The sequence below is a fragment of the Sanguibacteroides sp. AM78-02pH3A genome (assembly GCF_027666085.1).
Taxonomy (GTDB): Bacteria; Bacteroidota; Bacteroidia; order Bacteroidales; family Marinifilaceae; genus Gabonibacter; species Gabonibacter massiliensis.
Map to the genome: position 1 here is coordinate 39,109 of NZ_JAQEHX010000005.1, position 15,300 is coordinate 54,408.

General features: G+C 38.9%; 15 protein-coding genes. All 15 read right to left on the bottom strand.

What is annotated here, in order from left to right; genetic code table 11:
• Positions 1-88: 88 nt before the first annotated feature.
• Positions 89-487, bottom strand: coding sequence for a hypothetical protein (locus tag PGR74_RS08965; protein WP_041502914.1), 399 nt, complete (start codon positions 485-487; stop codon positions 89-91).
• A gap of 234 nt (positions 488-721) precedes the next feature.
• A complete protein-coding gene (locus PGR74_RS08970; protein ID WP_041502913.1) occupies positions 722-1,489 on the bottom strand; it encodes a hypothetical protein in 768 nt (255 codons plus the stop codon).
• 2 nt (positions 1,490-1,491) lie between these two features.
• Positions 1,492-2,574, bottom strand: a complete 1,083-nt coding sequence (locus PGR74_RS08975; protein ID WP_041502912.1) for a DUF354 domain-containing protein — start codon at positions 2,572-2,574, stop codon at positions 1,492-1,494.
• Between the two features lie 12 nt (positions 2,575-2,586).
• Complete coding sequence (locus PGR74_RS08980; RefSeq protein WP_082032888.1) at positions 2,587-3,585, bottom strand: GNAT family N-acetyltransferase; 999 nt, start codon at positions 3,583-3,585, stop codon at positions 2,587-2,589.
• A gap of 61 nt (positions 3,586-3,646) precedes the next feature.
• Positions 3,647-4,111, bottom strand: coding sequence for a DapH/DapD/GlmU-related protein (locus PGR74_RS08985; RefSeq protein WP_041502910.1), 465 nt, complete (start codon positions 4,109-4,111; stop codon positions 3,647-3,649).
• A 3-nt stretch (positions 4,112-4,114) separates the two neighbouring features.
• Complete coding sequence (locus tag PGR74_RS08990; RefSeq protein WP_146216424.1) at positions 4,115-4,963, bottom strand: hypothetical protein; 849 nt, start codon at positions 4,961-4,963, stop codon at positions 4,115-4,117.
• 204 nt (positions 4,964-5,167) lie between these two features.
• Positions 5,168-6,622: a lipopolysaccharide biosynthesis protein gene (locus PGR74_RS08995; RefSeq protein ID WP_041502909.1), complete on the bottom strand. Its 1,455-nt coding sequence runs from the start codon at positions 6,620-6,622 to the stop codon at positions 5,168-5,170.
• Between the two features lie 3 nt (positions 6,623-6,625).
• Positions 6,626-7,564, bottom strand: coding sequence for an O-antigen ligase family protein (locus tag PGR74_RS09000; protein WP_270516927.1), 939 nt, complete (start codon positions 7,562-7,564; stop codon positions 6,626-6,628).
• Positions 7,565-8,206: 642 nt separating this feature from the next.
• On the bottom strand, positions 8,207-8,728 hold the full coding sequence (locus tag PGR74_RS09005; RefSeq protein WP_270516928.1) for a hypothetical protein: 522 nt from the start codon (positions 8,726-8,728) through the stop codon (positions 8,207-8,209).
• 93 nt (positions 8,729-8,821) lie between these two features.
• Positions 8,822-9,301, bottom strand: coding sequence for a winged helix-turn-helix domain-containing protein (locus tag PGR74_RS09010; RefSeq protein WP_041502906.1), 480 nt, complete (start codon positions 9,299-9,301; stop codon positions 8,822-8,824).
• 63 nt (positions 9,302-9,364) lie between these two features.
• Positions 9,365-10,870: a sugar transferase gene (locus PGR74_RS09015; RefSeq protein ID WP_041504673.1), complete on the bottom strand. Its 1,506-nt coding sequence runs from the start codon at positions 10,868-10,870 to the stop codon at positions 9,365-9,367.
• A gap of 50 nt (positions 10,871-10,920) precedes the next feature.
• Positions 10,921-12,210 (bottom strand): nucleotide sugar dehydrogenase, encoded by a 1,290-nt coding sequence (locus PGR74_RS09020; RefSeq protein WP_041502904.1) that lies wholly within the window; start codon positions 12,208-12,210, stop codon positions 10,921-10,923.
• A gap of 20 nt (positions 12,211-12,230) precedes the next feature.
• Positions 12,231-13,196 (bottom strand): Gfo/Idh/MocA family protein, encoded by a 966-nt coding sequence (locus tag PGR74_RS09025; RefSeq protein WP_041502903.1) that lies wholly within the window; start codon positions 13,194-13,196, stop codon positions 12,231-12,233.
• A gap of 22 nt (positions 13,197-13,218) precedes the next feature.
• The gene (locus tag PGR74_RS09030; protein ID WP_316929908.1) at positions 13,219-13,752 is read right to left on the bottom strand and encodes a UpxY family transcription antiterminator; all 534 of its coding nucleotides are present in this window, start codon (positions 13,750-13,752) and stop codon (positions 13,219-13,221) included.
• A 182-nt stretch (positions 13,753-13,934) separates the two neighbouring features.
• Positions 13,935-15,062 carry a DegT/DnrJ/EryC1/StrS family aminotransferase gene (locus PGR74_RS09035; RefSeq protein WP_041502902.1) on the bottom strand — a complete coding sequence of 376 codons (1,128 nt, stop codon included), beginning with the start codon at positions 15,060-15,062 and terminating at the stop codon, positions 13,935-13,937.
• Positions 15,063-15,300 lie beyond the last annotated feature (238 nt).

Genomic DNA, 15,300 nt, shown 5'->3' on the forward strand with positions numbered 1-15,300 from the left:
TCATAAATCCATGAACAACAGTACTACCCGGAAATTACGCCGGATAGCACCATCATTACTAAACCTTAAAACTATTATTATGAAAATATCAGGTCGAATAATGCAATCTGGCTCTAAAACGAGCATTCGGCACCGTACTGTGAACATGAACCGAAATCGTGGTGTTCTTGCCGAAATAGGTTTGTAAACTACAACTCACATTCCCGCCGGAAGGAATCCCGTACCAATCGCCTCCACCGCCTTTCGAACTTCTGACCGACACGTCGAACAAGGCATTAGGCGGGGCCAGAATCGTGGCAGTAGCTTTGATCGTGGCACCCCAACCGTTTTTATTGATGGAATAACTCCCGTTCCCTTGCGCATCAAGATTCATCTCGAAATCAATGTCCCCACTGATTTTTAAATCATCACTCTCGGTCATGGCAAGTCCTGCCTTTTCCGCTACCTCATCGAGTTGCGAAAAAATAGAATCAAAATTTTCAGACATCACTCGTAAATTTAAATCGAACAGAATAAATTCTTACTGACGGTCCTGAAAAACATCATAGATCATCGTGTACATTCCCAAAAAACAATCACACTCAGACCGATCTTTATACTCCTTTCTCCGTAATCGGCAGACAAATAAATAATGAACTATAAAATTACAACATTAAATCATAAAAACAAAATATAAACACAATTTATTCATTATTGGAATTAAATTCATATATACTTTCATCTATTTGACTATAAATCTTTTTATTTGGTTTTTTAATCCCTGTATAAATAATTCCTGCATCCAAGCTAATCTACAATCTGTCCATCGTTGTGGATGATTTGTAACCATCACCCGTTCCGGAAATTCTTCGGCCTTCACGGCTCGAATAATATCCGAGGTAGAATGGTAAACCCACCCGTTCCGTTCCCACGTTCCCTGTAATTCAGGAATCTTATCCCTAACACTAACCCGGTAGCCATCCCATCGTCTACCGGTATCCGTCACATAAAACAGATTAGAAAAATCAATATCCAGATAAGGCTCGGCGATAATTCCCAACTCCCGGTAATCGTATTTTGTCCAGATATCCTTACTATCCCAAGGTGAACGGGGACTTCCGTGCATACAAATGGTAGCAACCGGCACCAGTCTCCTCAACCGCTCCAGATTCCGGCAAAAATCTTCGTAAGCTTTATCGACATCTCCGTGACAGGTAGTCAAACTCTCGTAATGATACCCCACTTCATGTCCCAAATCCCGGATTTCCCGGATAATCCCCTCATCCCAACTTTCCGGCACAGCCCGGAAGTAGTAAGTCCCCCGAACTCCAGCCTTCGCCTGTACCCCGGCAAACGCCAACGAACGCCCGGGACATTTGTCCACATCATGCCGTAAAATGATCAGCTTTTTATCTTCCGGTTTCCCGATATAATCTTCAAAAGTCTGGAAAGCATAGCAGGTTTTCAGAACTGCAAGCAATTCCTGATAGATTTTTAGTGTAAAGTCCATAGTTATTTAAACCGATTCTGATAATCAGGATCTTTTTTCATTATCTTAAAGCTATCCGGCCAGTTCTCCACAAACCAAACCAAAAATGCTGTCACATCGATTTTATCAGCCAGCATTTTATCCCTTTTCTCTTTCCATCTCTCCTTAACATTTTTCATCTGGAGTAACTCAACTCCTTTGGCAATTGCTTTTATTTGATCTTCTTCCGATTCCGAATAATTAAACATCAATCCATAGTCCTCCTCTAAATGTCGGGTATAAAAAGTACTTTTTGTAAGAAGATATACTGCTGGCGTCCCCAGCATTACGGCTTCTTCTGACATTGTCGAACTTTCTCCAAAAATTAAACTTGCAAAAGCCAAAGCATCATGCATTCGATGTGGTTCTATCTTAATCTGATATTTTCTCAATTCTTCAGGTAATTCTGCTTCTGAAGAAATAAATACTTTCGCAAATTTTGAAAATTCTTCTATTGCTTTCAGTTTATTCTCATAAAAGATCCCTTTATGTCCCACATCATGCGTGGCTTTCCACGATACCAAACGAACAATTACATATTTTTCATTTCCAACTACTCCTAATTCTTCTAAAATCGATCCGTTTGGAGTAAACCGTTTAGGGTGAAGATATGCTAATTCATGATAACCAGAATAATGAATTTCTTTCTTAGACACACAAGGATGTCTATAATCAGATGTAAAAATCACCTTTGTAAAGGGCTCATAAAGTCTAACTTGCTCATAATTAAATGTATCTTCAAAAGACAAATGAGGTTTACACATCAGATATGCAACATGAGCAGCATAAAACGATCCGGCACTAAGAAATAAATCCGGTTTAAACCGCCATGCGACTAAAAGCAATTGCATATCAAAACGAAGTAAGCCCCATACCTTTCCTATTTTAGTCGAATAATGCTTACCTAAACATACATAATTATTTCCATAAGCCTGAAGTAGTGTTTTCTCATGTTCTTTTTCCCGGCATGTAAATAAAATTTCATGTCCTTTCAACTTCATTTCAGAAGCAAAAGGAGAGAAAAGATGTACATGAGCAGGGTGACCTATGTCAATCAAAATCCGCATTTTAATATTAATTTATTTTTTCAACATCAAATTATACCCAAACATTACCACTTTATACCAAAAAGATTTTGATAATGTAAATCTTCCTACATTCTCAAAGACAGTCCCAAATCTCTCTTTATACTCCCGGGGGCCATATTTATAATTGGGATTCCCACCTCCCCCAAAATCAAAATAATCGCATTTATTCTTAATTCCTTCTTTCAACAAATACCATATCAGCAAATCTCCTGCATGTTTCTCCAAATGTTCTTCCAAAGTCGCCGTATATAAGGCGGTGATTTTTTTATTGTATACTACATACAACTGTGAAGCAATAGGAATACCTTCATAAATTGCAAAAACAATCTTTATTGTCCCTTTTGCCTCTCTTAATAAATTATAGAAATAATCCTTACTTTTCAGTGCATGTCTTTTCCGTTTAAATAGCTTTGCCTGCATTTCATAAAAGACATCAATACTTTGATTTACAGAATTATATTCCCGAACATCTATATTGAACTTCTCTTCTGCTTTCTTTATCCCTTTTCTTTTATCTTTCTTCAATAAAGTCCAAATTGTATCATTTGTTTTATTTGTTAACGAGATGTATGCATTAAGATGATCTGATAAAACAAACCCAAATTTCATATAAACAGATTGCTCATTTTCAGAAAAAGGAAAAAAAGTTCTAATCTGAACAAAAAGTCCGGCATTAATTTTTTTCAGGTGTCTTACCAGGTACAATAAACTCTCTATATCTTCATAGAGCGGTGCATCTAATATCAATAACCTTTTAGATAAGAAAGGAACTCTTTTACTTTCATTTGCCAACTCACCTATAGTTAAAGCCGTTATCTCTTTTTGTTCATTTTCCACCGCAATAATAACAGGCATAATTTCTTTTGATTCTATTAATGCCTTACAATAACCATAAGAATGGAAAAATGATGCTTTTACAGATTTTTCCAATAATTTACTCCATTGATATAGATCTATTTGATTTACATCATCACATATTTGTATCATCATAATTATATTTAAAATAGAAAATCCTCGTACTCCCCGCAATCTTCAGAGCCGAATATTCCGGTTAATCCAATTCTCCTTCTATTTTCTTCAAAACTCTGGCGGGATTTCCAACCACGACCGTATAATCCGGAACATTACGAGTAACGACACTACCGGCACCAACAATACAACCTTTACCGATTGTTATTCCGGGCAAAATAATCGCTCCTGCTCCAATCCAGGAATCATCGCCAATAGTGACAGCACCTCTATTATACCCGGTAATTTTCTTTAATCTGCTGCTATTGGGATGAGAAGAGGCAACTATTGTCACATTCGGGCCGAAGCTCACTCTATCTCCTATTTCGACATTCATCTTAGGAGCACGAAGTTGCACCAAAATAGTAATCCCTTCCCCAACATACACTTGCTCTCCTATTTTAAACCCGATCCGCTTCAATGCCCAAACCCGAACTTTATGCAAAGAGATTTTTAAAAATACTGCAAATAGAATTTTCCTTTTTAATCGTAATAAAGAAGAAATCATTTTTTATCCTTTAAATTTTACAACCCGTTCGCATGCTTGTTTCATTGTCAAAAAACGAGCTCCTCTCTTTTTCAACCTCTCAATTATTTCAATATAATCATCCATCACACCGGGATGATCCAATGGATCCAAATTCGCATTATGATAATTTATTACCAAAAAAGCATTTTTACTTTCACACTCATCGCAGATATCTTCAAATCGAGACCACTTATTTTTAATAAGAACAAAAGGATAATCCATTATTACTAATGGAATTTCACAAAACAAAGATCCCGGTACAGGAAAAAAAGGAACAATTTTATTATCCTTAAAACCAATATTTTTTCTATATCCCCATGAAGAATCGTATTCAAACCCTAATTTTTCGTGAATTTCCCAAGTATGTTCCTCCCAATTCAGATAATGTTGTCTTATACCCGAAACAGGATGTCCTAAAATATATTCCAACCCTTCTTTTTCAATTTTCAGCAATTCATGATTTTTATAAGACCAATAAGAACCATGCAGACCTATTTCCCATCCATTATGATCTAAATACTTAATAATATCGATAATCCTTTTATCTTGAAAGGTATAACGCCCCATACTTAGCTTCCAATTTGAAGGCTGAAAAAGGGAAAATGGAACCGATTCATTTAAAAAAAATAACGTCGATTTTACATGAAACTGGTTCTCTATTTCGATAATATAGTTAAACCCCCAATACGGTTTTCTTACATATAAAAAAGAAAACAATCTTTTAAAGAACAAGTCAAAATCTCTTACTTTTAAAGCCCGTAAGGGTTTTGTAAAATATTGATATGTCTTATCTATTCTATCAATATCATGCGTCAGACAAACATTCATCATATATATTTCTATAAATTTTAACAATAGAACTCTAATAATATCCATCAGCAGATACCTTATATCCGGTAGATATTTCAAAGCAATTACTATAAATTCTCAATAATCTTTTTTGCTATTTCCCGTGCCTATAACTATTAACCCAATTGCCATTTTTATATCCTGTCATTCAAAACCTTGTTTCACAATCCATGTAACCGGAATATCTCAATCATTTATTTTTATAAACTTATCTCGAACTATTTCCCAAAAAATCTGATATCCCTCTATGTGCAGGAGACGAGCCAATCCTATATATAATAACAGATATACCCCTGTTTGAGCCACGATTAAATAAAAACAAGAAGAAAATAAAAACGAAATAAAATATACTACAAAACCTGTAAATAATGAGATTACAAAATTCATCCCAATATCTTTCACTTGTTTTACAAAACCATATTGCACCAATTTACCTGTGACAAGAGAACTGATCAAAAAAAGCAAATAATATGAAAGAGCATAACCTCCCAACAATCCCTCTATACCATACAACCAAACCCCTCCGAGCATCAATATTATACCCAATATTTCATATATTATTTCTATAAAAAAATATTTTTTACTATTTCCCAATGAGGTTATCAGGTCTTTATTCAAATAGACCAAAGTGATCATCATTCCTCCCATGCAAAACAATTGAAAATAAGGTATAGATTCGCTCCATTTTTCAGTAAATAAAATCAAAAAAAGAGGTTTAGCGATGACAATAAGCCATACCATCAAAGGAAAATTTATAAAAGTAATTGCCTTTTGATTTTTTCTTACCCCTCTTATCAATCTTTCCTTATCATCTCGAATTTTAGAATAAACAGGAAAGGATACTGAACTAACTATAGTTGCCAAAGTGACAACCGGAATTTCTTCCAATTTCCTTGCTTGTGTATAAAACCCTAACTTTCTTGCGGAATAAAAACGCCCAATAATCAAATCCGGAATACCTTGATATAATTCTCTCATTAAATTAGAAAAGAACATAAAACTTCCGAAGCCAAACAAACTTTTAAATGATTTTATACTAAAAATCAGCTCTGGTTTCCAAGAAGAACAATACCACAATATTAAACTATTTACAAAAAAATAAAGCATCATTTTTAACACGAGACTCCACACTCCCCACCCTAACAACGCAGTAACTATTCCTGCCGAGCAAGCAATAGATACACTTATCAAATCATATATAGCGATCCTTTTAAAATTTAATTGCTGTTGCAAAATGGTTATTTGTACCACCGATAAAGCATTAAATATCAAAGCAAGTCCTTGCACTCTTAAAACTGTCGACAACAAAGGTATCCGATAAAATACAGAGATTGCGGGAGAAAAATAAAAAAGTAATAAATAGGCAACTAACGAAACGACTAAATTCCAATAAAATGCAGTGGAGTAATCCGCTCTTGTTACATTCTTTTTTTGTAACAAGGCTAAACTAAATCCCCCGTTAATAAATACATTTAAAATGGATAAAAAGATCATTAACATCCCTATACAACCGAAATCATCGGGAGACAAAAGCCGGGCTAAAACAAGGTTCGCAATAAACAATATAATCCGATTTCCAAAACCTTGCACAGCTCTCCATATCATACTTGCAATGGTTTTCTCCTTTAAAGACCCCTCCATAAATTACACGGTTTTTCGAATATGTTTTAAATCCAACGGATGAATTTTTACAAAGCACAACAACAAACCCAGTAAGACAATGTTTCCCGTCAGATCACCGCTAATCATCGACCTCATAAAAAATACGGTAAATAAAAGAAATAAATAGGCATTGTTAAGTGTTCTGAATCTAACCATATTAATTTTTCGCCTACTTACCCAAAATGCCCCCAAACACATCAAAATTACCATAAAACCAACCATGCCTAATTCACATAAGATCTCTAAAAATAAATTATGCGGATAATTTTTATTTGCATAATCCGGATATCCACCAAAGCCGACTCCAAATACGGGATCAATAGCCAAAACCCTGAAGGGTGTCACAAAATCTCTGTTCAGACGAGCCTCCACAGTATTCCGTTGAGATAAAGTTTTTTCCAAATATTCGGAGCCGAACCACGATACAACGGAGACCACAATATAAAAGATTACGAGTAACGTGAATAAATTTCTAAATGAGATAATTCTTCTCTTATTCAAAAATAACCTCAAAGCAAAAATTACAATTAAAACACCTAAAGCCTGACGAACTCCGGACATTAAAATCAAACCGAATGAGAGTAAAAAAAAGACAATAGAGAGACCTATTTGCTTTTTTCCAAGAATATTTTTATCCGACATCCAAAATGTTAAAGCTCCAAGTGGTAAATAAGCTAACGTATGGGTATTTAATATATTCCCACCTGTAAAAGTCGTTCCCATTTTAATTGCAGAGTTTCTAAAAAAAGAAATATCCCCCAAATAAGCGGGTCTTACACCATATAATTGGTAGCTTTGAGAGAGATAAAATAATGCCAATATAATAAACAAAATCGCTAAGTTTCTATTGGAAATCCGGTAGGTTTGCACATAAATTAAAAAAGCGACTAACCAAACATATCCCCTTACAAATAACTTCAATATTTTTTCTTTTGCATACTCGTTCTGGGGACCTAATAAAAACATAATTGTAAAATACAGAATGAGAATAGAAAAAAAAAGAAAAGAACGTTTATTAAAGACCAGTATTTTCAATATCTCTTTTCTTAAAATAAACATCCCAACCAACAAAGGAATTATCGTAAAAATAAGTACTAATTCCTTCGATGCAAATAATCTTCCCCAAAGACTGGAACCTAAAAAAAGTAAGAATATTCCCAATTCAATCCTACGGCACATTGCAAGTCTCGTAATCAAAAGAAATATCCAAAAATACATGTTTACAATACCGACATATATACCAAGAATTCCTAACAATGATATATAACAAAATATAAGGTCGAGCCTATATCTATTCTGTTCGATTCTTTTTATCATCAACACATTTCTAATATTAATACTTCTATCATTAATAGTATATACAATAATCTCTTAATAAACCGATAAAGCCTGCCCCACCGGTTACCACTATTTTCAAAGTATGCATCTTCTAATTGTAAATTTTAAATTGTAGATCTGATATAAATTCTGTGATTCAATGATTTAGCAATTCCGTGATTTTGTGATTCAAATCTCCTAATCATTATATCTCCCAATCACTTAATCCTTTAATCTCTTAATTTCTCAATTGATCTTTAGATATCTTTTTACCGCTTTCCCTACATTTTTAAATGTATCCGGAAGCAGGTTCATTATACCTCCCATAGCCCGGTAGGCATCGGAAAGCAATTGCATATCGGTATTGTTCTCTAACTGGTACTGGAGTTTCCGCATCTTATCGGAAACGCGCTGCCTGACTTTCCTGAGTTTTCGAATGACGGCCCGCCGTTGCATGACGCTATCCCGGCTTGTCCCTTTTATCTCGTCCCACTCCCGGCACGACTCTAAAAAGTCTTCGACCATCTTGTACAAGGGTTTACCGGACAGCACCCCGCTCGGAACCTCGGTCAAAGCATTGATAAAATATTCCAAGGAAAGACGAATCTCCCCAAAGCACTCGGCATCCGCCCCGACGGATTCCAATTCCACCAAGTCATCCAATAGAGCGGTCAACATCTTTGTCCGGTAGTAATTGACTTTCCACAGCGGAGTCCCGCGACTACCATCTACCGGACAAGAGCGGTTCGTATTTTCAACTTTATTCATTACTAAACGCAAATAGATATCCTCTTATCCAAGAATAGAAGAGGAACGATAAGTTATATCCGAAAAAATATTTAAATTACGGTATAGCTGTTTTTATTCCGTTTCTTTATTGATCTCCCAATGACCTCCTTTATCCGGTCCTACCCTCAAAATTATTCCATTCTTCCTTAGTTGTTGTAGATTCCATTCGACTCCACGACGCGATAGTCCTGTTATTTTTGCTAATTCACTTTGTGTTATAAAAGGATTAACCTTTATCGCTCCTACTATTTTCTCCACAGAATCTTTTAATCCGCTATCTTCGATTTCGGCCGTTGATATTTTTTGTCTTTCATAGCTTAATTCCGAAAAGCAGCCGTTTCCCATCACGTAAAAATCATACTTCATCGTAGGGTAGGGCACGATAGCTTCCCGGATACGGGTAAATCCACTGCCATACTTTTCAATATCATTAGTCAGGTAAAAAGCCTCTGCAATTAGTTTAGGTATGTAGGTGCCTGTTTTAAATACAAAGTCAATAACACATCGCCATTTTAATATAAAATTAGAATATACAATAAATACAAGTAGCAAAGTTTTAAATACAATTAAAATTTTTCGCAGAATTCCATAAAGTTTTAAGTATACTTAAAACTTTTAGGCCGAACGTTTCCGTTTGATCAGGATGTTGTTCCAGATTTTCCAAAAATAGTTCCAGTCCGTCAAAAAGGGGTGTTGCAAATAGGCTTCCAAATAACGGCGTTCACTGGCCTCTATCTCTTCCAAATTTTTAGGCATATCCGCGTAAAAAGGAGGCAAAAGTCCCGGTTTGGTACGGATACGCAATTGCTGCAACTCCGGGGAGTAAAGACCGTAATAATGCTGGCTCAACGGACGTACCCCGATCAGCTTCATGTCGCCTTTCAAAATATTGATCAGCATCGGCAATTCATCCAACCAACATTTACGCATAAACCGGCCGAAAACGGAAATCCGGTAATCATCCGCAAATTTTCCGCCTTCCTGTAAACGGTTATGCTGATAGATATAAGGTTGCAGGTATTCGGCATAGGCATGCATAGTCCGGAACTTGTATACCCCGATCAATTTTCCGTCTTTTCCCACCCGTCTCAACCTCACCAAAGGCCCGTAACTGGGTGAAGGATCATCGAAAGGCGGTTTTGTTTTGACCGCAATCACGTAAAGCAGACCGTGAATATACTCTTCCTGTTTTACCTCGAAACCGCAACAATACAACCGTCCTAATATCTCCGGACGGGGAAATACCCGATAACGACCTCCCGTGAGAGTAAAATAGATTTTTTTAAGACAAGGTAGTTTCGGACAAATCCGGTTCCAAGCATAATCCGTCGTATAGATCAAATAGTTTAATCCCCAGGGATAGATACCTAATATTTGAGATTTGCGTATTTCACTCGTCTGACAACAACAAACGAAAACATCTCCTACATTCAGTAATTTATTTACATGAATAAAAAACTTATTCACCCGACGAATCTTATTCACCCGGGACAGGTTCACGAACATATCGAAACAACCGCGGGAATACCCCTCCAACTCCTCCCGCTCTTTAATAGCCATTAATTTCGTTTCCCGGGCAAAACGAGCCTCGTAAGTATTCCTCCACCTCACGGGATTACTCATGGGATGACACCGAAGCAATTCCAACAATTTTTTTAAATCGGGACTTTGTTCTCCCGTTAACATCCGGGCCGCATATTTTGCCGACAACCGATGATAACGTTTTATTGCCTCATCTTCCTGTTGGAAAGGAATTTTGCGCATGACCAACAGCCGGACGACAAGATAAAAACAACACTCCAAAAGGATTAATGATCCGACAGCTATGACATAATTTCCGCCACCGTAAAAAGTCAGCTCTAAAATCTCATACAACGCATAAAGCAGGACAGCAGACAATACGTCGACCAATCCGATCGTAATAAAAGCATAGCGAATCCGTTGAAATTCAGTGAAATTAAGTTTCCGCGAAATCACGCCCAACAATACCCAGAGGCATGCGGCACTTCCCGATATCCACCATCCGGGAAATCTTCCTATCCAACCGGAGCCCCCGAATACCAGGACCACCAGTAAAAGATCGAAAAGGATTAATATTCCCCACTTCCGGGTCGTTTTCATGCTACTATTCAGAGATAAATAAACCGTAAATTTTTCTTCTATACCTGTTCTTACAAACTCCAGTATTTCAACGAATGTATTTTCTCCCGCAAAATTCCTTTAATATCTACTAAAAGAGCGTTCTCATAAGTCAACGACTTAAAATAGGTCTCGTCCAACATTTCATATTCTTTATGGGAGACTGCCACAACGACCGCATCGTAATTATCGCGGGGTTTTTCCACCAATTTAAAACCATATTCCTCCTGCACGGCTTCCGAATCGGCATGAGGGTCGACAACATCCACATCCACACCGAAATCCCGTAACTCCCGAATGATATCGGCCACTTTCGAATTACGAATATCCGAAACATCCTCTTTGAAGGTTACCCCCATAACCAAAACCCGGGCTCCCAATACACTTTTACCCATGGCAATCAATTTCTTTACCATCTTCTTGGCGATATAGGCACCCATCGAGTCGTTGATAAAACGCCCCGCGTTTATGATCTGGGGATGGTATTTCAGCTCTTTCGCCTTATGTACCAAGTAATAAGGATCGACCCCGATACAATGTCCCCCGACTAATCCGGGATAAAACTTCAGAAAATTCCACTTCGTCCCAGCGGCTTCCAACACATCGAAGGTATTGATGCCGATCCGGGAAAAGATAATAGACAATTCATTCATCAAAGCGATGTTGACATCCCGCTGGGTATTTTCGATTATCTTCGCCGCTTCCGCCACCTTAATACAGGGAGCGGGATGAACACCCGGTTCCACCACCAATTCGTATACCTTGGCAATCGTCTCCAAAGCCTCGGCATCGCACCCCGAAACGATTTTTATCGTATTACTCAGTATATGTTTCGAATCCCCCGGATTAATCCGCTCGGGGGAGTAACCGATTTTAAAGTCCCGACCTACTTTCAGGCCGGAAATCTCTTCCAACAAAGGCAAACAATCCTCCTCCGTGCATCCGGGGTAAACGGTGGATTCGAAAACCACGTAATCACCCTTTTTCAAGACTTTCGCCACCGTCCGGGTAGCCGCCAACAAGGGCTTTAAATCCGGCTGATTGTACTCGTCTATGGGGGTTGGAACCGCCACAATAAAAAAAGAGGCAGCCCGTAATTGATCCACGGAAGAGGTGAATTCGATATCGCTATGATCGAACGCCTCAGGCGGCAACTCTTCGGAAGGATCGATCCTATTCCGCATTTTCTCCAGACGATCCTCTTTGATATCAAAACCGACCACGGAGATCTTTTTGGCAAACGCCAAGGCAATGGGCAACCCCACATACCCCAAACCCACCAAGGCTAACTTCGCTTTCTTAGAAACCAATCGAGTATACATAAGCGTATTATTTATTAAAATTACCAACCAAAGGGATGTTCCTCCAATACCAATTCAGCCAAAGGGTGATAATCCCCGCAAAGTCCGATAGGTTTCGCGTGACGGATATCGTGCACGATTTGAATGGAGGTACGGGCATCTTCCAAACCGTATCCTTCGCCGGCAAGAATATGCCGGTAGCTCTCCGTGTGCAGATCGGTAAAACCGTCGCTGAACTCCATTTCCTCTCCCTCTACGCGAAACGAACGAAATGTTCTTTTCCCCGCTTCCTTTACTTCCGGCGGAAGAGTATCGTAATTAATGCTTAAAAAGTAACGGACATGAGCCCTGTCAAAACGCAATAACCCGGCCACCCGGTCATGACTGCTCACGTACACGATATTATCCCGGACGGGACCGAACACCCAAGAGAGCATATCGTAAAAATGAACCCCGATATTGGTGGCTACCCCACCGCTTTTCCGGCTATCACCTTTCCAACTCGTATAATACCAATTGCCCCGGGAGGTTATATAGGTAAGATCGACATCGTATATCTTCTCTTTCGGTCCCTCTTCTATTTTTTTCTTTAAAGCCAGAATCGCCGGATGATGCCTCAATTGCAAGATCGTGAATACCCGGTGTCCCGTTTCCTCTTCCACTTTTTGCAGGGCATCGATATTCCAGGGATTCAATACCAACGGTTTCTCGCAGATAACATCCACCCCCAAGCGTAAAGCGTAACGCACGTGAGCGTCATGCAGATAATTCGGCGTACAAACGGATATCACATCCACCTCCTTGTCCGTTCCTTTATTTTTCGAAAGGTGACGGTCGAAAAGCTCGAATTCCGTAAAGAACGACGCTTCCGGAAAATAGCTATCCATGATTCCCACGCTATCGAATACATCGTAAGCGGCTACCAATCGGTTTCCGGTCTCTTTTATGGCACGCAAATGCCGAGGGGCGATATAGCCTGCAGCCCCGATCAATGCAAAATTTTTCATTATACTTTATTAATATAAAATCTTAGTTTATTTTTTCCAGATAGGATCCCGGTATATAAGACGTCGCGATAGAAACTACTCCTTCCAACCGGATCACCACCCGCTTATGTCCCTTTACCCGGACCAACTCTCCCTCTAAACCGACAAATGGGCCTTTGATCACACGCACCTTATCCCCCCGCCGTAACTCCTTGTTCACGATCTCTATCACTTCATCCGAGAAATCGAGCAGAAACATAAAATCTTTCATCTGCTTATCGGGAATAATCAGCGAACGACGAGTCTCCCGATCCCTGATATAAACAATGTTAAGAGAGTAATCATTCAGCAACACAAAACTCGTACGCCGATCCGTCCGTAAAAAAATCAACCCTCGGACAAGAAGCTCACGAACCTTTTTCCGTCCCTCCGGTTCCTGTCGCACGACCTCCTGAAGGGGCAGATAATTCTCTACATTCAAGGCATCCAATTTCTTTTTTATACTCATCTCCTGATTCACCCTCGTGTAGGCCGCATACCAGTATTTTTCGTCGTCCCGTATTACCATATTAACCATAACGATATTACTCCTTACCCATCTATCTTCACGAACCCACCGGACACGCTTCGCGCACGAACCCTGTTCCGGCTTATTCTTCGTTAACCACGCGTCAATATTTTAGTTTCTTAAACAGAAACCAAATACCGAACTTTATACTTTCTTATCTGCACTTCAAATACGGTACATCACCTACCGTCTTATCCTTTAAAAAACGCTTCGATCCTCGCTATCACCCGATCCTGTTGTTCCCGCGTAAGTTCCGTGTGCATCGGCAACGAAAGAACGGAATCCGCTAATTTTTCCGACACCTCCAATGTCCCCGAAATTTTCGCTATCCCCGTGAAAGCCTTTTGCCGCTGCAAAGGAAGCGGGTAATAAATCATAGAAGGAATCTCCCCTTCCGCCAAAAACGCTTTCAGGCGATCCCGCTGCCCATCCTTCACTTTCAACGTGTATTGATGATAAACATGAGTGGAATAAGGCATCTCGCACGGCGGTACAATTCCCTTCACTTCTTTTAAACGAGAAGTGTAATACCGGGCTGCTTCCCGCCTGGCCCGGTTATATTCATCCATATGTTTTAATTTCACTTTCAATATCGCAGCCTGAATCGTATCCAAGCGAGAATTACATCCCAACATTTCGTGGTGGTATTTCACCAACTGACCGTGATTTGCAATACAACGAGCCCGTTCGGCCAATTCCTTATCCCGAATCATTAAGGCTCCTCCATCCCCGTAACAGCCTAAATTTTTGGAAGGGAAAAAAGAGGTACATCCGATATCTCCCATGGTTCCCGTCTTGAAAGAGTTTCCTGAAGAAAAAGTATAGACAGCTCCGATCGCCTGTGCATTATCCTCCACTACATACAAACCGTGCTCCCGGGCAAATGTCAAAATAGACTCCATATCACAACTCTGCCCGAAAAGATGTACCGGCACGATCGCTTTCGTTCGGGGAGACAAGGCTCGTTCCAATTCTTTTACCTCTATATTGAACGAAACAGGGTCGACATCGACCATAACCGGAATAAACCCTAATAAACCTATGACTTCCGCTGTTGCCACATACGTAAAAGCCGGTACGATCACCTCGTCTCCCTTTTCTAATTCCAAAGACATCAAAGCGATCTGTAACGCATCCGTACCGTTGGCACAAGGGATCACATACTCTGTTCCGATATAACGGGCAAGCTCTTCACTAAACTCCGTCACCTCCCGCCCGTTTATAAAAGCCGCACTATCCAATACCCCTCGTATCCCGGCATCTATCTCGTTTTTAATCTTGTTGTATTGACCCTTTAGGTCGACCATTTGCAACTTCATACGACATTCATTTTCCACGCCGATCAATTAAAACCCTGATATCTGCACGCAAAGTAATAGTATCAGAAAATGATCGTTTTTTAGTACATCCAATATTAAAATATTCTCATGATTTAACATTTTTAAACCACATTAAAACATCTGATAATGACCACTTATTTTATCGGTTAAATTTTACTGTTATTATTTATTTAGTTATATTTGCACTCGAATTAAACGATCATTTATTGATCGTTTT